Origin of the sequence: Solobacterium moorei, assembly GCF_036323475.1 — a bacterium.
In the GTDB taxonomy this organism is placed as follows: domain Bacteria; phylum Bacillota_I; class Bacilli_A; order Erysipelotrichales; family Erysipelotrichaceae; genus Bulleidia; species Bulleidia moorei.
On sequence record NZ_AP028934.1, the window covers coordinates 299,831 to 324,287 of the forward strand.

Sequence of the window (24,457 nt, forward strand, 5' to 3'; positions counted from 1 at the left end):
ATTATGAAAATGGATGATATGCAAGAAGAGCCAAAACTGATTTTGAAATATCCATATCAGTCTAAATTGAATCAGGTAGCTTTTGCGACTATCGTATCTTTCTCTTTGATTGTAATATGGATACTAAAGCACCTGATTGATGTTGGAACAAGTGAATCAGACACAATGATTATTGTTATTGTACTCGTTTGTGCACCGATACTTCTTTGTTTGATGGTTTATTATTTCTATCTGCACGCAGTGAAAATAGAAATTGATAAAAACAATATTGTAAAATACTATAGCTATGGAAGTAGAGGGCGTAGTGCATTACATTTTAGATTTGAACCTGAAGATATTGAAGAAATCAAAGTAAGTAAACATGCGTTTCATTGTTCAAAGTTAACGATGAGAATCAAGAATCCTATCTTTTGTGGTCTTTGTGAGAAGAAGTTAGATAAGTCTATGAATATCAGTGTCATCGCTGATACAGAGAAAGTAGATGATTTTATCCAAGAGATTTTGAATAAGCATTCCAATATACATTGAGTTTTGAGTGTCATGATAATTACTGTAAAAAATGTTTCTGTATAGGGAGCATTTTTTTACAGTTCGAGTATAATAGAGGGGACGTACGAGGTACATACTATGGATTATACAAAGCTAGTAGCACAAAGAGCAGCAAATATGAAACCATCGGGAATTCGTAAATTCTTTGACTTGGTTGCGGAAATACCAGATTGCATTTCACTCAGTGTGGGTGAGCCTGATTTCAAGACACCATGGGATATTCGTGATGCGGCAATTCATACGATTGAACTTGGAAGGACGCAATATACGACCAACGCAGGTTTAAAAGAATTACGTCTTGCGATTCGTGAATATCTACTTCGTAAATATAATCTGGATTACGACATTGATCAGATGATTGTGACTGTAGGTGCAAGTGAAGGAATTGACCTTGTATTCCGTACAATTGTGGAAGAGGGAGATGAGGTCATCTTGCCAGATCCTGGATACGTTACTTATCAACCTACGGCTGCTTTTGCAGGTGCGAAAATAAAGTATGTGAAGGCCAAGGTTGAAAATGGTTTTAGAATCCAAGCGGCAGATATCAAGGCTGCAATTACAGATAAAACAAAGGCAATTCTATTATCCTATCCAAATAATCCAACGGGTGCGACTTTATCTTACAAAGAGATGGAAGAAATCGCAGAAGTATTACGTGACACAAATATTCTTGTCATCTCCGATGAAATCTATTCTGAATTGATTTACGGCAATGGTAAATTTACTTCCTTCGCATCAATCCCAGGGATGAAGGAAAGAACAATCGTACTCAACGGTTTCTCTAAGACCTTCTCTATGACAGGTTGGCGTTTGGGATATGTCCTTGGGCCAAAGGAATTAATCAAGGTGATGTTAAAGGTACATCAAAATTGTGTTATGGCAGCGCCTACCGTGAGTCAATATGCGGCAATTACAGCACTGCGTGATTGCGATAGGGATGTAGAAGAGATGCGTAAACAATATGACATGCGTCGCCAGTATTGTGTACGTAAGCTCAACGAAATGGGCTTAGAAACATTTGAGCCTATGGGTGCGTTCTATGTTTTTCCTAATATTTCTAGTCTTGGCATGGCAAGTGATGAGTTCTGCGAGAAGTTATTGAATGAACAACATGTCGCAATTATTCCTGGTACAGCTTTTGGTGAAAGCGGACAAGGCTTTGCGAGAATTAGTTATGCATATAGTATTGAACACTTGCAAGAAGCGATGAGGCGTATTGCACAGTTTATAAAGGATCACAAAGGAGATAAATAAGATGGACAATCTAAAGTTAATTGACTTACTTGTACAAAATCCACGTGCAAGTATTACAGACTTAGCAGATATTCTTGGCGAAACAGAAGAATCTGTAAACAGTGCAAAGAAAGAATTAGAGGATAAGAAGATTATCTGCGGTTACCATACGATGGTAAATTGGGACAAGGCGAATATCGATCATGTGGATGCGATGATTGGTGTTAGCGCAAAGCCAGAACGTGGTAGCGGTTACGATAAGATTGCGGAAAGAATCGCACACTTTCCAGAGGTTAGTAGTTTATTCCTCATGAGTGGTAATTCTGAGTTTTTAGTAAATGTAAATGGAAAGACAATGCGTGAGGTCGCTGACTTCGTTGGTGAAAAGTTAGCTCCAATTGAAGGGGTTGCGGCAACAGTCACGATGTTTGTCTTGAAGAAGTATAAGGTAAATGGTGTAACCATGGACCTGCATAGCGAAGCAGGTGATGAGAGAATGCCAGTATCCGCTTAAATAGCGAACAGAATCACTTTTTTCTCGTGAAGTAGAAGTGATTTTTTCTTTACTTTTGGTAGGAGAACTGGTACTATATTATGGCGAGTGGGTTACTCCCGCTCCTTGCCAGAAATGGCCGTTAGACCAGAAGGAGGTGTACGGAATGAAGAAGTATGAAGTCATGTACATCATCAATGAATCTGTTGAAACAGAGAAGAGAGCAGAATTAATCGAGACTCTCAGCAAGATCATCACTGACAACGGTGGTAAGATTGCAAAGACAGATGAATGGGGCATGCGTGAATTCGCATATCACATTGATGACATGAAAAAGGGTTACTATGTAGTAACAGCATTTGAAGCAGATAATGCCTGCGTTAAGGAATTTGATCGTTTGATGGGAATCAACGCAAATGTTGTTCGTTTCATGATTACCCGTGACGAAGCTCCGGCTAAGGGAGCTAAGTAATGATTAACCGCGTTGTTTTGGTTGGCAGACTAACACGTGATGTGGAAGTTCGTAAGACAGCTAGTGGCTTATCCGTTGCGACATTTACGGTTGCATGTGATCGTCGTATGGCTCGTGGACAGGATGGAAACAATCAACAGTCTGCAGATTTCATCAGTTGTGTCGCTTGGCGACAAGCAGCCGATTTCTTAGGCTCATATGCACGTAAGGGTGCGTTAGTTGGTGTTGAAGGAAGAATCCAAACACGTAGCTATGATCGTGATGGACAGAAGGTTTATGTTACAGAAATCGTTTGCGATACTGTAAACTTACTCGAATCTAAGAGTCAATCACAGAGCAGAGCACAGAACAGCAGTTATCAAGACAACAGTTATCAACAGCCGTATTCACAACCAAAACCATCTACAAACGATGATTTTGTGAGTGATGACTTCGGCGCAGGAATCGGAATGGATATTTCCAGCGATGACCTGCCATTCTAAATAAAGGAGAACAGACAATGGCATTCAGAAAACAAAGAATGGGCCGCAGAAAGGTCTGCTACTTTACAAAAAACAACATCACTTATATTGATTATAAGGATGTAGAGCTCTTGAAGAAATTCGTTAGCGCAAATGGAAAGATTACTCCACGTCGCGTTACAGGAACTCGTGCGAAGTACCAGAGAATGTTAGCAATCGCTATCAAGCGTGCTCGTCAAATGGCTTTATTACCATACGTAGAAGACTAATGACACAAACGACTATCAATTTACGTAGTCGTTTTTTTTCCTAATGTAAAATAACTTGGGGTTTTAGAAAAAACCGCTTTAAAATTACATGGGGGTAAAAAGGTAGAAATTGTAGATGAGAATAATGTCTCTTGTCTACGATTTCTACCTTTTATATGTGCTAAGAAAGAAATGTTTTATTGTTAATTATTTTTTGTATGAACCACGCTTCTTTCCAATCCTTTTGTTGGATTGAAGGTGATCCGTAATTGTGTAATATAGTTTTCTGTTTAACGCGTAGAGCACTCTAGCACGGAATCTTGGAAAGTTTGAAAGACCATTAGAAACATTGATCAGTACACGTAATCTACTATTCATATATTCTGATAGTGCATTCGATTGTTTTCTGTCATCATACGGTCTTCTAAACGAGTTGAGATACTCCTCTTTCCAGTTTGTGATAGATGTCAAAAAGTCTTCGTACGCAGGTATATCAGCAGAAATAAACGCATCTAGTATGGAGGTAATTTCGATTGTACAAGATGGGTAAATAGCAGTTCTATTAAAGTTGCGAAATAATTCTTTTAAGTGGTAGGCAAGCGTTAAAACTGGATCAATCTCCAATAACTGATCATATAGATTTCGATAATTCAATTTTTGCCTAAAGAAACTGTTATATTTCGGCTCGTTATCTAAGTTGTAGTCGGTTTCCAGTAATTTATGCCATGTTTTAAGAAGATAATAAGCTCTACTTCCTTTTTCATAATGATTCATGATATCGATACGTAGACGTGAGAATCCAGATGTAAGATGCTCGATGACATGGAAAGGATCTACAGCGACGATGGCGTTGGGCAGATATTTCTTTACAACATCTTTGTATGGCTGCCACATATCGATGGTCACAATCTTCACTCTTTGTCTCTCACTTAATGGGATATTTTCAAAGTAAGTGCTGAGTTCCTTTTTTGAACGAGACTGTATGACTTCGTTTAGAACACGAGCTTTATTATCGACCATGACACATAAGTAAGAACTGTTTTTTAACGCCATGTCAGAATATAGTTCATCAATTCCTAGATACTCGGGTAAGAACTGCCTTGGAATTCTCAAGTAACTATCGGCATAGAGTTCTACCGTAGGAATAGATACATGTGCTCTTAGTGCAATTGTCTTTAAGTTAATGGAGATATCACCTAGATCTTTCATGATTTGATCGACCATAGAGAAGGTGGAGTGCATACCATCAGGGGTAAAGATATTGTCTTCACTAAAAGTACGATGACAGTCATGACACTTATATCGTCTACGTTTCCAGTTGACAATCGTTTTTAGACCAGCGATGTCTTGCGTTTTGAATGTATATGTTAGAAGTCCTTTACTAGATGTATCAGCACCACAGTAAGGACAAATGGGATGTTTATTTATCAGTAGAAGATAAATATTCAAGGTATCATGATTGCGATATGTAGATAGACTTTGAACTTGATCTTGGGACAAGTTCAAAGCAGATGTGATAATATAATCAATAGCCATTTATGGCCTCCTCTCAAGACATTTTCTTTCATAGCAAAAAGATAATAACATGAGAGGTTTTTTTATTTTTGAAGGTACCCCAAGTTTTCTGAAGAAGTATCAAAAAGGCACCCCAAGTCTTCTCATTGCGGTACCCCAACCCCAAGTAATTTTCCTAATGTAAAATAACTTGGGGTTTTAGAAAAAACCGCTTTAAAATTACATGGGGGTAAAAAGGTAGAAATTGTAGATGAGAATAATGTCTCTTGTCTACGATTTCTACCTTTTATATGTGCTAAGAAAGAAATGTTTTATTGTTAATTATTTTTTGTATGAACCACGCTTCTTTCCAATCCTTTTGTTGGATTGAAGGTGATCCGTAATTGTGTAATATAGTTTTCTGTTTAACGCGTAGAGCACTCTAGCACGGAATCTTGGAAAGTTTGAAAGACCATTAGAAACATTGATCAGTACACGTAATCTACTATTCATATATTCTGATAGTGCATTCGATTGTTTTCTGTCATCATACGGTCTTCTAAACGAGTTGAGATACTCCTCTTTCCAGTTTGTGATAGATGTCAAAAAGTCTTCGTACGCAGGTATATCAGCAGAAATAAACGCATCTAGTATGGAGGTAATTTCGATTGTACAAGATGGGTAAATAGCAGTTCTATTAAAGTTGCGAAATAATTCTTTTAAGTGGTAGGCAAGCGTTAAAACTGGATCAATCTCCAATAACTGATCATATAAATTTCGATAATTCAATTTTTGCCTAAAGAAACTGTTATATTTCGGCTCGTTATCTAAGTTGTAGTCGGTTTCCAGTAATTTATGCCATGTTTTAAGAAGATAATAAGCTCTACTTCCTTTTTCATAATGATTCATGATATCGATACGTAGACGTGAGAATCCAGATGTAAGATGCTCGATGACATGGAAAGGATCTACAGCGACGATGGCGTTGGGCAGATATTTCTTTACAACATCTTTGTATGGCTGCCACATATCCATGGTCACAATCTTCACTCTTTGTCTCTCACTTAATGGGATATTTTCAAAGTAAGTGCTGAGTTCCTTTTTTGAACGAGACTGTATGACTTCGTTTAGAACACGAGCTTTATTATCGACCATGACACATAAGTAAGAACTGTTTTTTAACGCCATGTCAGAATATAGTTCATCAATTCCTAGATACTCGGGTAAGAACTGCCTTGGAATTCTCAAGTAACTATCGGCATAGAGTTCTACCGTAGGAATAGATACATGTGCTCTTAGTGCAATTGTCTTTAAGTTAATGGAGATATCACCTAGATCTTTCATGATTTGATCGACCATAGAGAAGGTGGAGTGCATACCATCAGGGGTAAAGATATTGTCTTCACTAAAAGTACGATGACAGTCACGACACTTATATCGTCTACGTTTCCAATTGACAATCGTTTTTAGACCAGCGATGTCTTGCGTTTTGAATGTATATGTTAGAAGTCCTTTGCTAGATGTATCAGCACCACAGTAAGGGCAAATGGGGTGTTTATTTATCAGTAGAAGATAAATATTCAAGGTATCATGATTGCGATATGTAGATAGACTTTGAACTTGATCTTGGGACAAGTTCAAAGCAGATGTGATAATATAATCAATAGCCATTTATGGCCTCCTCTCAAGACATTTTCTTTCATAGCAAAAAGATAATAACATGAGAGGTTTTTTTATTTTTGAAGGTACCCCAAGTTTTCTGAAGAAGTATCAAAAAGGCACCCCAAGTCTTCTCATTGCGGTACCCCAACCCCAAGTAATTTTAGAGCGCCTTTTTTTATGTAAAAAAAGAAGCATGACGCTTCTTTATGAAATTTACATGATATGTGCAAAGATAGTCGCTAGAACAACGGTAATAATACCAGATGTACAAATTGCAAGACCTGCCATAGCACCCTGTAAGTCGCCGAGTTCGATTGCCTTAGATGTGCCGATTGCGTGAGCACTAGCTCCAAGAGCTAAGCCTTGAGCAATTGGGTCGGTGATATGGAAAACCTTGAAGACAATATCTGCGATGATTGCGCCAAAGATACCTGTTACGATGATAACTGCAACTGTTACTGGTACGATACCACCCAATTCCTCTGCGATACCCATACCGATTGCAGTAGTAATTGATTTTGGTAAGAAGGTAACGTATTGTTCGTGGTTGAAACGAAATAATAAAGCAAGGATCAGTACTGTTATTACACTGCTAGCACAGCCGCATGCGATAGAGATTGTAATCATTTTCCAATTGGATTTTAGTCTTTCAACTTCCTTGTAAAGAGGTACAGCTAACGCAACTGTCGCTGGTGTTAACAGCCAACTGAGGTATTTTGCGGAAGAGTAGTATGAATCGTAGTCGACATGGAAGATTTTGACAAAAATAATCGTAAAAATAATCGCAATGAGTAATGGATTAAAGATTGGTAATTTAAATTTCTCGCGGCATAGGATACCGACAAAGAAGCCCATCAATGAGATGACAACACCCATCGTTGCACTATTTAACATTACATTATTCATTATCAGAATTCTCCTTGCGTAATAACATAGATACTTTGCCAGTGATAACCATAACAACAAATGTAGAAATCATCATGATAATGATGGATTGGATTAAGATGGGTTTTATGGATGTGGTAGATTGGATTAAACCAACGGCTGCTGGTATAAACATAATAGGCATAATATCAATCAAGAAATCAGCTGTATCATGCACTTCATTAATCTTAAAGATACCATGGTTGAGTGCGATGAATAATAGAACAAGACCATAGATAGACGAAGGGATTGGCAATGGTATAAATTCATGTAAGACTTCACCAATACATGTAAAGAATAAAATAATTAAAAACTGTCGCATGTGCTTCATAGGAAAACCTCCAAACGCATGTTATTATCCCATTATTTTTAAGATAAAGATATTCTTTTTTTTGAGATTTTTTATAATAGTGCTTTCATTTCGGATAATATATACATTTTGCGTAAAATGTTGGAAAAATTGTTTTTTTAACAAATACCCTTTGTAATCGTCTTGTTTATTTCATATAATACCTATGTGCCACATATCGTATATGCTTTCGAATTGGCGGAAGTGTCTCTACCCTGCTACCTTAATGGCGGGACTACGGTTGTCTCTATTCTTTTTAGTGACTTCCTGTTGAGATGATTCTTGGCAGGATTTTTATTTTTAAGGGCAGCGATGTGTGAAAAAACAAGGGGGATATTTATGTTAGAAAAGTTATTTCATTTAAAGGAAAACGGCACAACAGTTAAAACAGAATTGATTGCTGGTATCACAACATTTATTACAATGGTTTACATTCTTGCGCTCAATCCATCCATCTTAAGTGCTTCTGGTATGGATGCAGGTTCCATCTTGACAGCGACTGCAGTCGCATCCGCAATTGCATGTTTCTGCATGGCTGCGTTTTCAAATATGCCATTTGCATTATCTGCTGGTTTAGGTTTGAATGCTTACTTCGCATACACAGTATGTGGTGTTATGGGTTATCCGTGGCAGGTTGCGTTAACAGCAGTACTTGTGGAAGGCATTATCTTCATCGTGATGTCACTAACAAATGTTCGTGAAGCAATTTTCAATGCAATTCCAGTACAGCTAAAGGTAGCTGTATCTGTAGGTATTGGTTTCTTCATCGCATTCATCGGTGTACAAAATGCAGGTATCATCGTTGATGGTGCAACACTAGTTAGTTTATATTCATTCACAAATGGTTTCGCAAATGGAACGTTCGCATCACAAGGTGTAGGTGTCATCTTATGCATGATTGGTGTTGTATCGATCGTTGTGATGTTAATCAAGGGTGTTAAGGGATACATGTTATGGGGTATCTTACTTACTTGGGTATTGGGTATTATCTGCCAGTTATTAGGTATCTATGTACCAAATCCAGAACTAGGTTACTATTCATTAATCCCAACAGCATTCTTCTCAATGCCAAATTCTATCGCTCCTACATTCTTCCAATTTGACTTTGCGTTTGTGGCAAGTCACCTTGCGAATTTTGTAGTAGTTGTATTTGCATTCTTATTCGTTGATATTTTCGATACACTTGGAACAGTTATCGGATGTGCTTCTAAGGCAAATATGTTAGACAAGGATGGTAAACTACCAAAGATTAAGGGTGTGCTATTAGCTGACGCTGTTGGTACAACAGCAGGTGCTATCTTAGGTACATCTACAATCACAACATTCGTTGAATCTTCTTCTGGTATTACTGAAGGTGGTAGAACAGGTTTAACAAGTGTTACAACAGGTATCCTATTCTTAGCTGCTTTATTCTTATCTCCATTATTCTTAACAATTCCTTCCTTTGCGACAGCACCTGCATTAATCGTTGTTGGTTTCTTGATGATGCAGCAGGTTGTTAACATTGAATGGAATGATATCACAAAGGCATTCCCAAGCTTTGTATGTATTACAATGATGGGCTTTGCGTATTCTATTTCTGAAGGTATCGCATTTGGCTTTATCTCTTACACTTTCATTCATGTAATTACAGGTAAGGCTAAGGAAATTTCACTCTTGATGTATATTCTTACAGGATTATTCATCTTGAAGTTCTTCATTATCTAAATAAATGATCAGGTTCACTTCAATGTGGACCTTTTTTTCATTTATAATACTAATAAGAGGTGTTTGTATGATTTATACAGTAACGATGAATCCTTCGCTGGATTATATTGTGCAATTAGAAACATTTGAGGAAGGAAAGCTGAATCGTTCCATCTTTGAACAGATTGATGTTGGTGGGAAAGGAATTAATGTGTCCATTGCCTTGAAACATCTAGGAAGAATTAGTACACCACTGGGTTATTTGGCTGGTTTTACTGGGGATGAGATTGAACGTCGTGTGAGTAGTCATGGACTTATTCCAGAGTTTATTAAGTTAGATCATGGAGAATCTCGTATCAATATCAAGATGAAGCATGAAATAGAAACAGAAATTAATGCCAGTGGCCCTACGGTTGAAAAAGATGATATTGAAAAGTTATATGTAAAGTTGGAACATCTTACAGATGGGGATGTACTCATTCTTTCTGGTAGTATGGCAGCAGGTGTTGACCAAAATTTTTATGCGGATGTAATGAAATTTCTAGCAGGAAGAAAGATACGTATCATTGTAGATGCAGGAGGTAGTGTATTGAAGACGGTACTTCCATATTGTCCATACTTGATCAAACCAAATCAACAGGAATTATCAGAGATATTTTCTGAAACTGTCTTAGAAAATCAAATGGAAGAATATGCATGCAAGCTAGTATCTATGGGTGCACAGAATGTGCTTGTTTCATTAGGGAATCAGGGTGCACTCCTAGTAAATCACAAGGTATATCGCTGCAATGCACCGAGTGGAGAAGTAATCAATTCTGTAGGTGCAGGAGATTCAATGGTAGCTGCGTTTTTAACAAGTAAATTAAATGGAGAAGATGATCAAACAGCACTCAAAAAGTCAGTTGCGATGGGTTCGGCTACTGCCTTCTCCTATGGGATTGCAGACCAGGAAGCTGTAGATTTACTGTACAAAGAGATGGTGAAATAAATGAATGAATTTCAAGAATATTATTATCGTCATCCTTACATAAAAGAATTGGATACAGTCGTTTTGTATTGCCATGCATGCAAGGATGGCTATGAACTTGTTTTGAAAGATACGATCTTTTATCCGGAAGGTGGTGGACAGCCTTGTGATAAAGGTACAATCCAAGGCGTTGAAGTAATCGCTGTACAACGAGAAAAAGAAAGGATTGTACATATCACAAAACAACCACTTGCACCAGGAGAAAATGTTCACTGTGAAATTGATTGGGAGTATCGTTTTGATTTAATGCAGAATCATACAGGAGAACATATCTTTTCTGGTGTTGTAAAACAGTTATATGGATATTCCAATGTTGGTTTTCATATGGGTGAATATATCTGTGCTGATTTTAATGGGAATCTAACAGAAGAGAATATTGAAGAAGTTGAAAGACGTGTTAACCAAGCGATTTGGACGAATCTTTGCGTACAGGAAATCCTCTGTTCTCCGAGTGAAACAGCGAAGTATGATTATCGCTCTAAGATTGCGATAGAAGGTACTACGCGCATTATTTCAATTGATGGCTATGACATGTGCGCATGTTGTGGTATGCATGTTAAAAATACGGGTGAAATTGGAATCTGTAAGGTGATAAACTTTGAAAAGTCACGCAATAAAACAAGAGTCTTCTTGTTGAGTGGAAGAAGAGCATTTGCCTACCTTAGTCACATTCACCAAGAAAATAGTAGCATTTCAAAGCTGTTGTCCGCTAAACCGCTAGAGATATCGACAGCTGTAAGCCATCTTCAACAGCGTTATGTAGATGTACAGAAATCATATCGCACTGTCTCGATGGAAATGATGATGAAGGACGCAGACCAAATCCCTATACAAGATGCGATTATATATACTTCTGTCCTTGCGGATTCTGAAGGAATGCGTGCATTCTGTAATCGTTGTATTGAGATGGGAATCTCTACAGTAATGGTGATTGCGAAAACAGAAGTGGGATATGCTTATGTCATCATGAGTCATACGATTGATTTACTATCTATTCGTGCTGAATTCAACGCGGATATCCACGCTAAGGGTGGCGGAAATCGTGAAATGATGCAGGGTAGTTGTACGGCAAGTCCGACAGAAATTTCTATCGCATTTCATGCTGTAACTGGAATCTCAATGCATATCGTTTCCTAACATTTCCAGGAAATAATAAATTCTTTGACAAGTATCACAAAAAGCGTAAGTAGATGTGAATATTTTCGTTTGACATCATAAAGTCATGTGATACGATTGATTTGTCAAAAAGCGAAGGAGGCTTAAAATGAAACTTGTTTTAATTAGACATGGTGAAAGTGAATGGAATAAGCTCAACCTTTTCACAGGTTGGACAGACGTTGAACTTTCTGAGAAGGGTGTAGAGGAAGCTAAGGCTGGCGGACGTGCTTTAAAGGAAGCAGGATTTGACTTTGATCTTTGCTATACATCATATTTGAAGCGTGCAATCCACACATTAAACTTTGTATTATCTGAAATGGACCGTGAATGGTTACCAGTTACTAAGACTTGGAAGCTCAATGAAAGACACTACGGTGCTTTACAGGGCTTAAATAAGGCTGAAACAGCTGAGAAGTATGGTGAAGAGAAGGTTAAGATCTGGAGAAGATCGTTTGATGTTCAGCCACCAGCTTTAGACCCAACAGATGATAGAAACCCAGCATTACAGGAAGCTTACCGTAATGAAAATAAGGATGAACTTCCATTAGCTGAATCCTTAAAGGATACAATCGCTCGTGCAGTTCCTTACTATGAGCAGGAAATCTTACCACAGATGAAGGCTGGTAAGCGTGTAATCATCGCTGCTCATGGTAACAGCTTACGTGCTCTTGTTAAGTATTTCGAAAACTTAACAGATGAAGAAATCATCGGTGTAAATATCCCTACAGGTGTTCCACTCGTTTATACATTCGATGACAACGGAAAGTTCATCTCTAAGGAGTACTTAGGTGACCAGGCAACTATTGAAGCTAAGATGGCTGCAGTTGCTAAACAAGGAAGCGTTCAAAAGTAAACAAACGAAAAAGAGCCGTTTGGCTCTTTTACTATGCGATCGCATCCAGTTGTGCTTTTCGTACACAAGAATGTTTCAGTAATTGTTTTAACAAATTATCTGGAGTATTTTCCATCTTGGAGATATCTAAACTGATTAATACAGTTGCGTATCCACCGACTGGAATAGCTTGAGAAATCGTTAAGACACTTGCTTGTGCTTTACTCAACGTTTGTAGTACCGCTGTTAATGCGCCACTTTCATCTTTTAAGAGAAGAGAGATTGTCATCGTACGTGAAGTGGTGTTATCAGAAATCTCAAATAGATAATCTTTATAACGATAGTAGGTGTTTCTGGAAATGCCTACTTTTTTTACGGCTTCTGTTACAGTTTCAACTTCGTGATTTTCAAGAAGGGATCTTGCTTGAATGACTTGGCTGAAGTATTCAGGTAGAATCTTTTTATGAACGATTAGGTAATCGGAGTTTTGCATGTGCTTACCTTTCTATTTCTGTACCATGATAGGCGATATCCAACTGTAGACACTGCCAATGGTTTGGAAGTGAAGCAATCTTCAAACGCGCTGCTGTGCTTAGTTCTTTCTTCGCAATGCATAAGCAGGTTGAACCTGAGCCACTGATGAGTAAGATGCCGTCAGTATCTTCCTTTACAATTTGTTGGATAATCTCAAAGTTTGGGATTAATTTTTTGCGATACGGCTCATGAACGATATCGTGTGTTGCGGCTAAAAGTAGAGAAAGATTGCCCTCCTGTAGTGCTTGTGATGTGAGTATCGCATTACTAATGGCAGTGGCTACTTCAGTGCGTGCATAATGATCTGGTAATGCAGCGCGTGTTTCTTCTGTACTTATCTTAACATCTGGCACAAGAGCGGTATATTTCCAATCTTTATGGATTGGAAGCTTGTGGGATGAGAAATATTTCTCATCAATCTTCATACCTGCACAGAGTCCACCATATAGGCAAGGCGCAATATTATCCGGATGACCTTCAATACTACATGCTAGGCGATAGATTTCTGCTTCACTGAGAATGTTGTTGTGTAGAACACTAGCTGCGATGAGTCCACCAATGATGAAGGATGCACTGCTTCCTAGGCCTCGACTAATTGGAATATGACAATCAAAGATGACGTGAATCGGATCGTATTTTCCAATCGTCTCACAACCGAGGCGATATGCCCTCAGGAAGAGGTTATTATCATTGTTGTATTCTTTATCCACATTTTCGAGAAAGTTGTGGTCATACTTTTCAATTTGGGAAATGTTGTATAGCTTTAAGGCAATACCAAGACAATCAAAGCCAGCACCGAGATTTGCGGATGTGGCAGGAGTTTTAATTGTAATCATGTTGTAGATCCTCCAAGCGTTTTGCGATAGCAGTTAGTGCATCTTCTTTTTCAACGGCTTTTGTAAAGCGTACATCCATATCTTTTAAGCAGGCTAGATTCTTTGGAATCGTAACTGATGTATAGTCATGTAAAGCGTACATCGCCTCAAATTCATCATCACAAGATTTTCCTGTAAGAACTGCATATACATCCTTGGCAAATTTATAGGCACTCGCTGTGGATAGTACGATACATGGTGCTGTATCATTTGATTCTTGTTTATATGCATGGCATGCATGCACAGCGACTGCTGTATGTGGGTCAATCAGAATATGTTCTTTATGGAAGGTATCGCAAATGACCTTTTTGCATTCCTCTTCTGAACAATCATACGCTGTAAAGCTTTCCTGTAATGCATGACGTAAGTCATCAGAAATTGTGTAATGCCCATCTTCCTTAAGTGAGGACATATATTGATTGATCAATACGTCGTTATGATTGCTAAGAAGGAATAAAAGGCGTTCTAGGTTACTGGATACTAGGATATCCATCGATGGGGATATCGTAGGAATGAACGCTCTATTTGCGTTGTAGGAACCTGTACGGATAAATTCTGTTAGTACATTATTTGAATTAGACGCACATACTAGTTTTTTGACAGGTAAGCCCAATTGTTTTGCAAGATATCCAGCAAGGATATTACCAAAATTACCGCTAGGGACAACAAAGTTTATAACATCGCCCAATTGAATATCACCACTCTTAACAAGTTTTGCGTAAGAGTCGAAATAATAGACAATTTGTGGGACTAAGCGACCAATGTTAATGGAGTTGGCGGAAGATAATTTTATATGTTTACATGCCGCTAGTACAGCTGTATCTTTCATCGCTTCCTTTACGATACGTTGGCAATCATCAAAATTACCTTTAACTGCGATGACTTCGACATTTTTACCTAGTGATGTCTGCATTTGTCTCTTTTGAATATCGGATACACCAATTTCTGGATAGAGTACTGTAATGGCAGTGTTTTCAACATTCGCAAATCCATTGATTGCGGCTTTGCCGGTATCACCACTTGTGGCAGTCAAAATGGAGATGAGATCATTTTCGTTATGATTTTGGTATGCGGCTGTTAATAGATGTGGTAATAGTATTAGGGCTACATCTTTAAAGGCGCTGGTTGGCCCATGCCACAGCTCCATAAGCCAGCCATCGTGATATTTGCATAGTGGTGCTATTTCGTTGTTTTCAAATGAGTTTTGATAGGCATTTTGAACACATTGTTGAATCTGTTCATGGCTAAAGTCACTTAAAAATAGAGATAGAATATACTGTGCTAACTCTAGATAGTTCATCTTTAGTGCGGAGGATAAATCTACCTTTTGATCAACTGTTTGTGGTGTATAGAGTCCGCCATCTTCAGCAAGACCTTGGATGATCGCTTCTGAGGACGATACAATTTTATCTTTATTTCGTGTACTAATATATTTCATAGGGCTTCCTTATTGTTTCAAATATAGAAAAATGATACACTGTTTGTGTTTTAAATACAAGTGTATCTATTTTAGAAACAGAGGGCATATGAAAATTGGTTTATTGGGACATGGAACTGTCGGTTCTGGTGTTAGAAAAATTATCGATGAAATGAATACAAAAGAAATCTCTCAACTAGAGATTTCTAAGATATTGGTGCGCTATGAAAAGGATATTACTGATGAGCGTATGACAGTGGATATCTATGACATTGTGGAGGATTCTGATATTGATGTGGTAGTAGAATGTATTGGTGGTGATGAGCCAGCGTTTAGTTATGTCAAAGCAGCGTTATTCAATGGAAAACATGTTGTGACAAGCAATAAGAAGATGCTGGTGAATCATTTGGGAGAGCTATTAGAAACAGCACGTACACGCGGTGTTAGTTTAAAGTATGAGGCTGCTTGTGGTGGTGGAATTCCATGGATGAGTAATCTAGATCGAACAAAGCGTATCGATGATATCGAAAGCTTCCGTGGGATCTTCAATGGGACAACCAACTATATCTTAAGTAAGATGAGTAATGAGGGTTCAGAGTTTGCGGTAGCTTTAAAGGAAGCGCAGGACTGCGGGTATGCGGAATTTGATCCATCGGATGATATTGATGGCATGGATACAGCGTATAAAGTAATACTGTCAAGCTGTAAAGGATTTGGTGTACTCGTAAGTATGCAGGACATTGATATCTATGGAATTCGTTACATTAGTGCAAGAGATATTGCATATGCATGCACGCATGATTATGTATGTAAATTAATTGGCACAGGCGTAAAGTCTAATGATGGTATCAGTGCTACAGTTATTCCAACCTTTGTTCCAAAGCAGAATCTCTTTGCGACGATATCAGCAAACTTCAACGCAATTGAGAGTGCTTCAAGAACGCTTGGCAAGATGACTTATGTTGGTCAAGGCGCAGGTTGTTATCCAACAGCACACGCGGTTGTACAGGATTTAATTGATTTGATGTATAAACAAGATATAGAAGTTACATCAGGAGAGAGTACTCGCATCGATAACAAGAGTCGAGTATCCTCATTCTATGTTCGTTCTATCAATCTTGATTGTATTCAAGATATGATTGAAGAAAGAATTGATGAAGATACATGCATTACAAAGAAGATGTCTTTTGTCAAACTAACTTCTATGATTAAGACGCTAGAAGATGATGCGGTATTTGTGGCGGAGGTAATGCATGATTGTAAGTAAGTTTGGTGGCTCGTCTGTGGCCAGTAAAGAACAATTTGAAAAAGTGAAACGTATTGTAGAAGCGAATGCGAATCGTAAGTTTATTGTCGTAAGTGCGTGTGGTAAAGAAAATTGTGATGATTATAAAGTGACAGATTTACTTTATCTTTTACATGCACATATTAACTATGGTGTATCATATGAAACAATTTTTAGTCTTGTAAAAGAGAAATATCAACGTATCTGTGGTTCACTTGCGTTAAAGATCGATTTAGAAAAAGAATTCGCAAGTATCAAAGAAATGTTAGATACACATGCGCCAGTTGACTACATCGTTTCACGTGGTGAGTATTTAACTGCTAGATGCATGGCCGAATATTTAGGTGCGAAGTTTTTAGATGCGAAGGATGTAATTGCGTTTAAATATAATGGTGACTTTGAGAAGATTAAGCAGAATCTAGATAGACTTGTGGATATGAATCGGAAGTATGTTATACCTGGTTTCTATGGTGCTTTACCAAATGGACAAATCAAGGTGATGAGCCGTGGTGGGAGTGATATTACAGGTTCAATCTTGGCTAATATCACAGATGCGGAAGTTTATGAAAACTGGACGGATGTATCTGGAATATTAGTGGCGGATCCTCATATCATTGATAACCCACAACAAATTCCAGTGATTACGTATAGTGAGCTGCGTGGAATGAGCTACATGGGTGCTAATGTACTCCATGATGATGCAATTTTCCCAGTCCGTGAAAAGAATATTCCTATTCATATCTTGAATACCAACGAGCCAGATAATCCTGGAACATTCATTCAAGATGATTGCCAAGAGTATGATAAAGCCAATGGTACTTCAACTGTTACGGGTATCACTGGAAGAAGAGACTACGCTTCCTTTACAGTTGTAAAGAGTCATAGTTCTACAGAGGTTGGCTTTTTGCGTAGATTATTATTCATCTTTGAGGAATATCATATTTCTATCGAGAGTGTTCCGATTACGGTTGATACATTTACGGTCATTGTACAAAAGGGCGCAATCGAACAATGTAAGTATGAGATTCTTGCGAAGATCAAGAAGGAATTAGAACCAGATGAACTGATGTTGGAAGAAGACTTAGCGATGGTAGCCATCGTTGGAAGAGGTATGAAACAAGTGCCAGGTGCTTCTGGTCAGTTATTAAGTGAGTTTGGCAATCATAAGATCAATATTAAAGTAATCAATCAGAGTGCAGATGAATTATCTGTTGTGGTAGGAGTATCAAATCATGACTTCCACAATGCGATTCGCTGCATCTATGAAAGATTCATTCAAGAAGAGAGGAAACATGCATGAAAATTGGAATTTTAGGTGCGACAGGTGCTGTTGGTAGACAGATGCTCGAATGTATTGAAGAACAAAACCTCGCAGTAGAAGAATTGCGTTTATTTTCTAGTCCAAGATCAACTGGACGTGTATTATCTTTTCGCGGCGAAGGAATTACCGTACAGGTTGTAGATGAACAATCTTTTGAAGGACTAGATTATGTGTTGGGTGCTGTATCCAACGCACTAACAAAGGAATATCTACCTTTGATTCAAAAGGCAAAGGCAGTGCTCATTGATAATTCTAGTGCTTTTCGTTTACAGGATGATGTGCCGTTAGTTGTTCCAGAGATTAACGGGGAAGATGCGTTTGATCATCATGGTATTATTTCAAATCCAAACTGTTCTACGATTATTGCGTTAATGGCAATTGCGCCAATCCATCGCTTATCTAAAATCAAACATGTAAATGCGACAACATTTCAGGCAGTCAGTGGTGCAGGTGTTGAAGGGATGCGCGAATTGCGCGAGCAGATTTTACAGCTTGATAAAGGAGAAGAGGTTCATCCAAATGTCTTCCCAGCGCAGATTGCGTATAACTGTATTGCCCAGATTGGCACGTACTTAGATGATGGGTATACAACAGAAGAAGTGAAGATGCACAATGAAGGTCGGAAGATCATGCATGCAAAGGATTTACAGGTTAATTGTACTTGTGTACGTGTACCGGTATATCGTTCTCATTCTATTTCTTTGACAGTTGAAACCGAACAAGAAGTATCATTAGATGCGATTCGTCAAGCAATTAAAAACTTTCCTGGTGTAGAACTGATTGAAGACCATGTGCCTGCACCAGTTGAAGCCTCCAATCAGGACATTGTTTATGTAGGTCGTGTGCGCAAGGATATAAGTCGAGAAAATAGTATTAGTCTTTGGTGTTGTGGAGATCAGATTCGTAAAGGTGCTGCTTCAAATGCGGTTAGTATCATGACGTATTTAGAGAAGAGCCGATGATGTTTCCGTTAGGGTATTTTAGCAAGATGTGCTAGAATATGGCATAGAGAGACAGAGAGGAGACAACTATGCTCAATAGACTATTTGGTGCTCTTGCGGTGGCTGTCGGAGTTGGTGCGGTCGTTGCAGTAAAACTTTTAAAAGATCAGAAAGAAACAGAAAATAAAGAAGAAAATGATGATAATGAAGTGCGTTTTATAACTCTTTCAGATGGAGATGGAGTAGCACAGCCCACTTATGATGCAAGTGATCGTTCCGTTGAAGTACAGGAAGTATGTGGTGTATATCCATACCTCAATCCAGACTTCGTAGAAGAATTACTAGCAGAAGCAGCTTCTTTAAACGGTATGTTCGAACAGGATACACTCGTTACAATTCATCACTATGTATCATTCGATAGTGAAAAGAACTTTGAAGCATTCGCAGATATTATGACAGCTGCAGGCTATGAATGTTCACAAGAGGGCACCACAAAGAAACTATTTGTAGAAGATGGCGCAATCATTAGCGATATTTTGAATGTCGCAAATCAAGCGGCTGTATTAAATGGTAGTTACCAAAACTACTCGATTCAAAAGTAATTTCAAACAGGTTTTATAAGTAATAAAGTTGGAGTGAAAGCTTCAACTTTTTATACGAGTGTGACGGGCATGTCGCAAACCTAACTGGTGAAAGTCCAGTCGTAGGTAGTTACCGCCAAGCGTAGCGAACCACAAGCCGTAAGCCGTGAGGCTTTGGGTGAAGGAAGTGGTGTAGCGATTCTTTCGAGGTTACGAACAGAAATCTGATATAAGGCTAAATGGAGGGTGAGATTGCTCTACAAATCGAAGCCCAAAAGGTAAACGTAAAACCAAAACAGTAAATCAGGAACTTGTGAAAGAAGAGAGAAAGGTATGTGACTTACCCTGTGAGGTCTTGTGGACGATGAATCCTAGACGTTTTCAAACAACTATAGTACCATCGGTCGGAAAAGGTCTATCACAAGAAGTCAGCTGAGCCCATAGTAGGTATACACCAATACTGAAGGGGTTAATGTTTGTATAGTGCAAATCACTATATGTAAGAAAATGAATACTCTGGAATTGAGATATCACCTAGAACCATAGAACGTAACTATGGATGGTGAAAAGGCAAGAAGAGAATTTCATTATTTGTGCAATAGAAGGAGGAGCAGCCATGGAATTAATGGACAAGATTCTAAGTCAAAAGAACTTACAAGAGGCGATGAAAAGAGTCAAGAGTAATAAAGGTGCATCGGGCATTGACAAGATGTCTGTGGAAGAAATTGACGAATACTTCAGTAAACATATAGAAGAAATCAAAACTTCGATATGGGAAAAGAAATACAGACCTCGGGCAGTAAAAAGAGTCTATATCCCAAAACCAAATGGAAAGAAAAGACCATTGGGGATACCCGTTGTAGTGGATAGAGTAATCCAACAAGCAGTGGCACAAGTGTTTAGTGAACTCTATGACGAGTGCTTTAGTGAGCATAGTTACGGATTCAGACCAAACAGAAGTGCCCACCAAGCGATGGAGGAAGTACTCTTCTACCTAAACGAAGGGTGTGAATGGGTAATAGACCTAGATATTGAAAAGTACTTTGACACAGTGAATCATGATAAGTTGATATCCATACTTAGAGAGAAAGTAAAAGATGATGTAACGCTACATCTCGTAAGGTCCTTTTTGAGGGCTGGAATCATGGAAGATGGAATCATCCACAGAAATGAAGAAGGAGTTCCACAAGGAGGTCCGCTCAGTCCAATATTATCCAATATCTACCTAGATAGGTTTGATAAGGAACTGGAAAGCAGAGGGCTAAGATTCGTAAGATACGCAGATGACTGTAATATCCTCGTGAAGAGTGAGATGTCAGCCAACAGAGTCATGAAGTCTGTATCAAGTTGGCTAGAAAGAAAACTATTTCTAAAGGTCAACATGACAAAAACAAAAGTAGTAAGACCTAGCAATAGTTCGTTTCTTGGCTTCACGTTCTGGAAAAACAAAGATGGATGGAAAAGTATGCCTACATACGATAGGAAACAAAAACTATGTAAGAAAATAAAAGAAGTGCTATGCCGTAAAAAGGCAAGTGCACTTCCTTTATCGACTGTATTCACCCAAGTAAACCAAATCGTGAGAGGATGGATAAACTACTTCAGGATTGGCTCGATGAAGACCTTCTTAAAAGAATTTGGAGAATGGTTGCGACACAAGATACGTGTGATAATTCTAAAACAATGGAAGAAACCAAAACGTATCTATACCAACCTACAAAGTCTAAATCGGATACTCAAGGTCAATATCTCTGATGAAAGAATCTACAGTACAGCCAATACTAGACTAGGTCTATATCGACAGGCAAATGGAAACACAATAAAATTCTTATTGAGTCCAAAGGTACTATCGATGAAAAGCAAAGACAGACCGGGATTAATCAATCCACTAGAATATTATCAATCTAAGTAAAGGTAGAAACAATACAAATGTAGCGCCGTATACGAGACCCGTATGTACGGTGCAATGAGAGGGTCGAGGAATATCTGGATAAGATATTCTCACTCTACTCTATTATGAATTGATATGGATACTGATGAGATTTGCCTTTTCTTGTGATGTAAGTCCCAATGCATGGAGATCACATCCCTTTGGGCATATCTCTCTTACCAATAGGTGTAGGTTCTCTAGACTACCTTTCTGCCAAGAGGCCATCGAATCACAGTAGAACATACGTGTCCTGCGAGTTCCATCTTCACGTATCTCCGCTTCTTCAGCTAGGACGAATTCACTTCCTCTGTCTGTTAATATGACCTCGGCTTCTTTTTCGAACATTTCTTTTCCTAATATCTTTTCCAATAATAGGATCCCATCCAACATATGTAAGGAGTCCTTTACGGTTTGATAGATACATATCAACAGGTCATACTCTCTGAATTTGAAGGTCTGTAGGAAAGGTCCGTTGGACACGTCGTTGTATACCGTATCCATCTCTACGACCTTGGCATTTGGATTCTTTTCCATGTATATCAAGAAGTCGGAGTACTTTCTTCCTGTCAGGTATCGATTGTCTTTACGTGGCTTGTATGTATTGCGCTTTTGTTTGGACATCTTTCGTCTTACGACACGTTTCAAATCGATGGCACCGATCGATACACCCACATCTTGGAAGACACCATTTTCGATATAGTTGTATATCGTCTTTTCTGATAACTTGATTTCTTTGTGGCTTTGAAGAATAGAGTAGATGGACTGACCTTTCTTAATCAATGGTAATAAGAGTTCACCGAGCTGCTTGATATCATTTACTGTCGCATTGACACCTTGTCGTGAAGATGTAAGTGTCATCTGGTAGTCGTGCTGTGCATCAAGGGCAGAGTATCGATATTTGTCATAGAGACAAGAGCGATAGTTTCCACATCCATTACAAGCTCCTGGTGACTTGTCCCTGCGAGTACATTTGAAAGGGACATAATCGATACAATTCAGAGTACAATGGCGTTCATGTTTACAGCGTTTGTAGTTAGCACACTCTAGAGGCAGATTACATTTGTATGCAAGGACACGATGGAATTTGATTTCTTTTCCTATGGTTGATTTGTCTTTACCAAGGGTAGTAGCGATAGCTTGTTTGGTAGAACCATTTTCGATACCAGTTTCAATGATCTGTCTATCTGAATAAGACATGTGTGAATTCTTCGTTAACATAATGTTTTCCTCCTAAAACACGAAGAATCGGCACTTATATTGAACTAGAAGTGTAAGAGTAAATTCAACTAGAGCTTGGTGAATAACTAAATTCAACTTTCGTACCTTAGAAGTGGAATTTAACTTTTCACTTGAGGAATAAAAGAAATAGTTTGGTTATGCATTGTCTAACAAATCATTGTTATATAAAATATAAGTGAAATTAATCACATGTTTTATACATGCATAATTGATTGAGTGAGAACATAAAAGGGGGAGGACAATATGTTATTTCACATTAGTGGGGATACGGCCATATATCAATGGGTCGCAATGTTAGGGGTACTTGCCAGCTTGATCTTGTTGAACGAGTTTTCTCGTCGAACAAAGTTTGGCGGTATCTTGATGTTTTTTGTTTTGCCATTAATTTTAACAGTGTATTTTATCGCAATTTATGTATCAGCTAGAATGGGTGCAGAGTGGGCATTACACAATCAGACATATCTATATATGAATGGTTGGTTCCATTACGCAAAGTTATATGCATCACTAACTGGATGTATTGGATTTATGATGATTAAATACAAATGGGGTATTGGGAAACAGCACTGGTTCCGTGCATTCCCATTTGCGATTGTTGCAATTAATATTTTAATTGCAGTAGCTAGTGACTTCGAATCAGCGATTAACGGATGGTATAAGTGGTGGCTATCTTCTGAAGGTGTTTGGTTATATGGTGGGTGGCACAATGTATTCAACGGTTTAGCTGGTTTAATTAATATCTTCTGTATGACAGGCTGGTGGGCTGTATATTCTTCTAAAGATGAGAAGGATATGGTATGGCCAGATATGATTTGGGTATATATCTTAATTTATGATGTATGGAATTTCGCATATACATATAACTGCTTGCCAACGCATACTTGGTTCTGCGGTGTTGCACTATTACTTTCACCTACAATTCCTGCATTGTTATGGAATAAGGGTGGATGGATTCAAAATAGAGCGAATACATTATGTATCTGGTGCATGTTTGCACAGGTATTCCCATTATTCCAGGAAACATTGGCTGATGGCACAAAGGCATTCCCATGGGTTACATTACCAACGTTATACGCAGATGGAACATTAAATGGTATCGTAGCAGGTGGAAGTGCTAACGCAAATCCAACCATGATGACGATTGTGAGTGGATTAGCTCTTGTGGTAAACCTTATTGCAATCATCTATATTATCCGCACTTGTATGAAGACAAAGAAGAATCCATACAAGGGAGAAGTATTTACAGAATTTAAGTATTACAAAGATGCAGCTGCTCGTGCAGTAATTGACTAATTAACAATTGAAAGGGATAGAATTATAAAAAGGTAGGTCCTAAGAAGGTATACTTCATTTGGGGACTACCTTTTATTTCGGGTTGAATATTTTAAATTGATAAAGGCAACGGAGATACTAACTGATAGATTATAAAAGTTAATAAAATCTTAAAGGAGTCTGTATTTGAATCTTATACATTGTAACTTAAAATTGATATATGAAACGAAAGCTTCTTTTGTTTGTGAATACATCCTTTGAATACGAAAATTGCTAGACTAGACCAGTTAAAAACAGCAAATGAATCCACGTTAGCAAGTATCGTTGATGGTAGATATCACAGTTCTTAGCAATGATTTGGTATAAAGTAAAACGCTGCAGAAATCATTGAGAGAGAAAGAAATCTATTTGCAGCAATCATCGCTTTATAAAGGGAATATAGAGGGTATTTACGTTTCTATTATCATTTGTAAT

The 24,457-nt window shown here is 38.2% G+C and carries 24 protein-coding genes and 1 riboswitch; of the genes, 16 read left to right on the forward strand and 8 right to left on the reverse strand.

Annotated elements, in window-relative coordinates; genetic code table 11:
• The first annotated feature begins 3 nt into the window (after window positions 1-3).
• The 6 genes from RGT18_RS01425 to rpsR all read left to right on the forward strand — a co-directional run bounded on the left by RGT18_RS01425 (window position 4) and on the right by rpsR (window position 3,477).
• Window positions 4-528 (forward strand): hypothetical protein, encoded by a 525-nt coding sequence (locus RGT18_RS01425; RefSeq protein WP_028078266.1) that lies wholly within the window; start codon window positions 4-6, stop codon window positions 526-528.
• Between the two features lie 99 nt (window positions 529-627).
• Window positions 628-1,803 carry a pyridoxal phosphate-dependent aminotransferase gene (locus RGT18_RS01430; RefSeq protein ID WP_028078265.1) on the forward strand — a complete coding sequence of 392 codons (1,176 nt, stop codon included), beginning with the start codon at window positions 628-630 and terminating at the stop codon, window positions 1,801-1,803.
• 1 nt (window position 1,804) lies between these two features.
• Complete coding sequence (locus tag RGT18_RS01435; RefSeq protein WP_006526809.1) at window positions 1,805-2,296, forward strand: Lrp/AsnC family transcriptional regulator; 492 nt, start codon at window positions 1,805-1,807, stop codon at window positions 2,294-2,296.
• A 145-nt stretch (window positions 2,297-2,441) separates the two neighbouring features.
• Window positions 2,442-2,747, forward strand: a complete 306-nt coding sequence (rpsF, locus tag RGT18_RS01440) for a 30S ribosomal protein S6 (RefSeq protein ID WP_028078264.1) — start codon at window positions 2,442-2,444, stop codon at window positions 2,745-2,747.
• Window positions 2,747-3,229 (forward strand): single-stranded DNA-binding protein, encoded by a 483-nt coding sequence (gene ssb, locus RGT18_RS01445; protein WP_028078263.1) that lies wholly within the window; start codon window positions 2,747-2,749, stop codon window positions 3,227-3,229. Before rpsF ends, ssb begins: the two co-directional genes overlap by 1 nt.
• Window positions 3,230-3,246: 17 nt before the next feature.
• Window positions 3,247-3,477, forward strand: a complete 231-nt coding sequence (gene rpsR, locus RGT18_RS01450) for a 30S ribosomal protein S18 (RefSeq protein WP_006526812.1) — start codon at window positions 3,247-3,249, stop codon at window positions 3,475-3,477.
• A gap of 186 nt (window positions 3,478-3,663) precedes the next feature.
• On the opposite strand, the gene RGT18_RS01455 is transcribed toward rpsR, so the two are convergent.
• The 4 genes from RGT18_RS01455 to RGT18_RS01470 all read right to left on the reverse strand — a co-directional run bounded on the left by RGT18_RS01455 (window position 3,664) and on the right by RGT18_RS01470 (window position 7,867).
• Entirely contained in the window at window positions 3,664-4,992 is a 1,329-nt protein-coding gene (locus tag RGT18_RS01455; protein ID WP_338174854.1) for an ISL3 family transposase, read from the reverse strand.
• A 300-nt stretch (window positions 4,993-5,292) separates the two neighbouring features.
• The gene (locus RGT18_RS01460; protein WP_338174770.1) at window positions 5,293-6,621 is read right to left on the reverse strand and encodes an ISL3 family transposase; all 1,329 of its coding nucleotides are present in this window, start codon (window positions 6,619-6,621) and stop codon (window positions 5,293-5,295) included.
• Between the two features lie 204 nt (window positions 6,622-6,825).
• Window positions 6,826-7,518 carry an LrgB family protein gene (locus RGT18_RS01465; protein WP_028078424.1) on the reverse strand — a complete coding sequence of 231 codons (693 nt, stop codon included), beginning with the start codon at window positions 7,516-7,518 and terminating at the stop codon, window positions 6,826-6,828.
• Window positions 7,511-7,867: a CidA/LrgA family protein gene (locus RGT18_RS01470; protein ID WP_028078423.1), complete on the reverse strand. Its 357-nt coding sequence runs from the start codon at window positions 7,865-7,867 to the stop codon at window positions 7,511-7,513. Before RGT18_RS01470 ends, RGT18_RS01465 begins: the two co-directional genes overlap by 8 nt.
• Before the next feature lie 176 nt (window positions 7,868-8,043).
• Window positions 8,044-8,143: riboswitch (purine riboswitch) on the forward strand.
• 81 nt (window positions 8,144-8,224) lie between these two features.
• Here RGT18_RS01470 and RGT18_RS01475 point away from each other — a divergent pair.
• The 4 genes from RGT18_RS01475 (at window position 8,225) to gpmA (ending at window position 12,609) form a co-directional block, all read left to right on the forward strand.
• Window positions 8,225-9,592: an NCS2 family permease gene (locus RGT18_RS01475; protein WP_028078422.1), complete on the forward strand. Its 1,368-nt coding sequence runs from the start codon at window positions 8,225-8,227 to the stop codon at window positions 9,590-9,592.
• Between the two features lie 67 nt (window positions 9,593-9,659).
• Complete coding sequence (gene pfkB / locus RGT18_RS01480; RefSeq protein WP_028078421.1) at window positions 9,660-10,559, forward strand: 1-phosphofructokinase; 900 nt, start codon at window positions 9,660-9,662, stop codon at window positions 10,557-10,559.
• Window positions 10,560-11,735 (forward strand): alanyl-tRNA editing protein, encoded by a 1,176-nt coding sequence (locus tag RGT18_RS01485; protein WP_051241019.1) that lies wholly within the window; start codon window positions 10,560-10,562, stop codon window positions 11,733-11,735. It abuts the gene before it with no gap.
• A 127-nt stretch (window positions 11,736-11,862) separates the two neighbouring features.
• Window positions 11,863-12,609, forward strand: coding sequence for a 2,3-diphosphoglycerate-dependent phosphoglycerate mutase (gene gpmA / locus RGT18_RS01490; RefSeq protein WP_006526818.1), 747 nt, complete (start codon window positions 11,863-11,865; stop codon window positions 12,607-12,609).
• Between the two features lie 31 nt (window positions 12,610-12,640).
• Here the strand turns inward: gpmA and RGT18_RS01495 are convergent, their stop codons facing one another.
• From RGT18_RS01495 to thrC, 3 genes are read right to left on the reverse strand one after another with little or no spacing between them, the layout of a single operon-like run.
• Window positions 12,641-13,081, reverse strand: coding sequence for an ACT domain-containing protein (locus tag RGT18_RS01495; RefSeq protein ID WP_006526819.1), 441 nt, complete (start codon window positions 13,079-13,081; stop codon window positions 12,641-12,643).
• Window positions 13,082-13,085: 4 nt separating this feature from the next.
• Window positions 13,086-13,958 (reverse strand): homoserine kinase, encoded by an 873-nt coding sequence (thrB, locus tag RGT18_RS01500; protein WP_028078420.1) that lies wholly within the window; start codon window positions 13,956-13,958, stop codon window positions 13,086-13,088.
• Entirely contained in the window at window positions 13,945-15,435 is a 1,491-nt protein-coding gene (gene thrC / locus RGT18_RS01505) for a threonine synthase (RefSeq protein ID WP_028078419.1), read from the reverse strand. The genes thrB and thrC overlap by 14 nt, the downstream gene beginning before the upstream one ends.
• A gap of 88 nt (window positions 15,436-15,523) precedes the next feature.
• Between thrC and RGT18_RS01510 the strand changes: the two genes are divergently transcribed.
• The 5 genes from RGT18_RS01510 (at window position 15,524) to ltrA (ending at window position 21,454) form a co-directional block, all read left to right on the forward strand.
• A complete protein-coding gene (locus RGT18_RS01510) occupies window positions 15,524-16,681 on the forward strand; it encodes a homoserine dehydrogenase (protein ID WP_028078418.1) in 1,158 nt (385 codons plus the stop codon).
• Complete coding sequence (locus tag RGT18_RS01515; protein WP_028078417.1) at window positions 16,668-17,999, forward strand: aspartate kinase; 1,332 nt, start codon at window positions 16,668-16,670, stop codon at window positions 17,997-17,999. Before RGT18_RS01510 ends, RGT18_RS01515 begins: the two co-directional genes overlap by 14 nt.
• Window positions 17,996-18,982, forward strand: a complete 987-nt coding sequence (locus tag RGT18_RS01520) for an aspartate-semialdehyde dehydrogenase (RefSeq protein ID WP_028078416.1) — start codon at window positions 17,996-17,998, stop codon at window positions 18,980-18,982. The genes RGT18_RS01515 and RGT18_RS01520 overlap by 4 nt, the downstream gene beginning before the upstream one ends.
• A 68-nt stretch (window positions 18,983-19,050) precedes the next feature.
• Window positions 19,051-19,563: a hypothetical protein gene (locus tag RGT18_RS01525; RefSeq protein ID WP_028078415.1), complete on the forward strand. Its 513-nt coding sequence runs from the start codon at window positions 19,051-19,053 to the stop codon at window positions 19,561-19,563.
• Window positions 19,564-20,158: 595 nt separating this feature from the next.
• Window positions 20,159-21,454, forward strand: coding sequence for a group II intron reverse transcriptase/maturase (gene ltrA, locus RGT18_RS01530; RefSeq protein ID WP_338174865.1), 1,296 nt, complete (start codon window positions 20,159-20,161; stop codon window positions 21,452-21,454).
• A gap of 102 nt (window positions 21,455-21,556) precedes the next feature.
• Here ltrA and RGT18_RS01535 read toward each other — a convergent pair whose 3' ends face one another.
• Complete coding sequence (locus RGT18_RS01535) at window positions 21,557-22,690, reverse strand: helix-turn-helix domain-containing protein (protein ID WP_338174867.1); 1,134 nt, start codon at window positions 22,688-22,690, stop codon at window positions 21,557-21,559.
• 264 nt (window positions 22,691-22,954) lie between these two features.
• On the opposite strand from RGT18_RS01535, the gene RGT18_RS01540 reads away from it, so the two are divergent.
• A complete protein-coding gene (locus tag RGT18_RS01540) occupies window positions 22,955-24,004 on the forward strand; it encodes a DUF5692 family protein (RefSeq protein WP_028077881.1) in 1,050 nt (349 codons plus the stop codon).
• Window positions 24,005-24,457 lie beyond the last annotated feature (453 nt).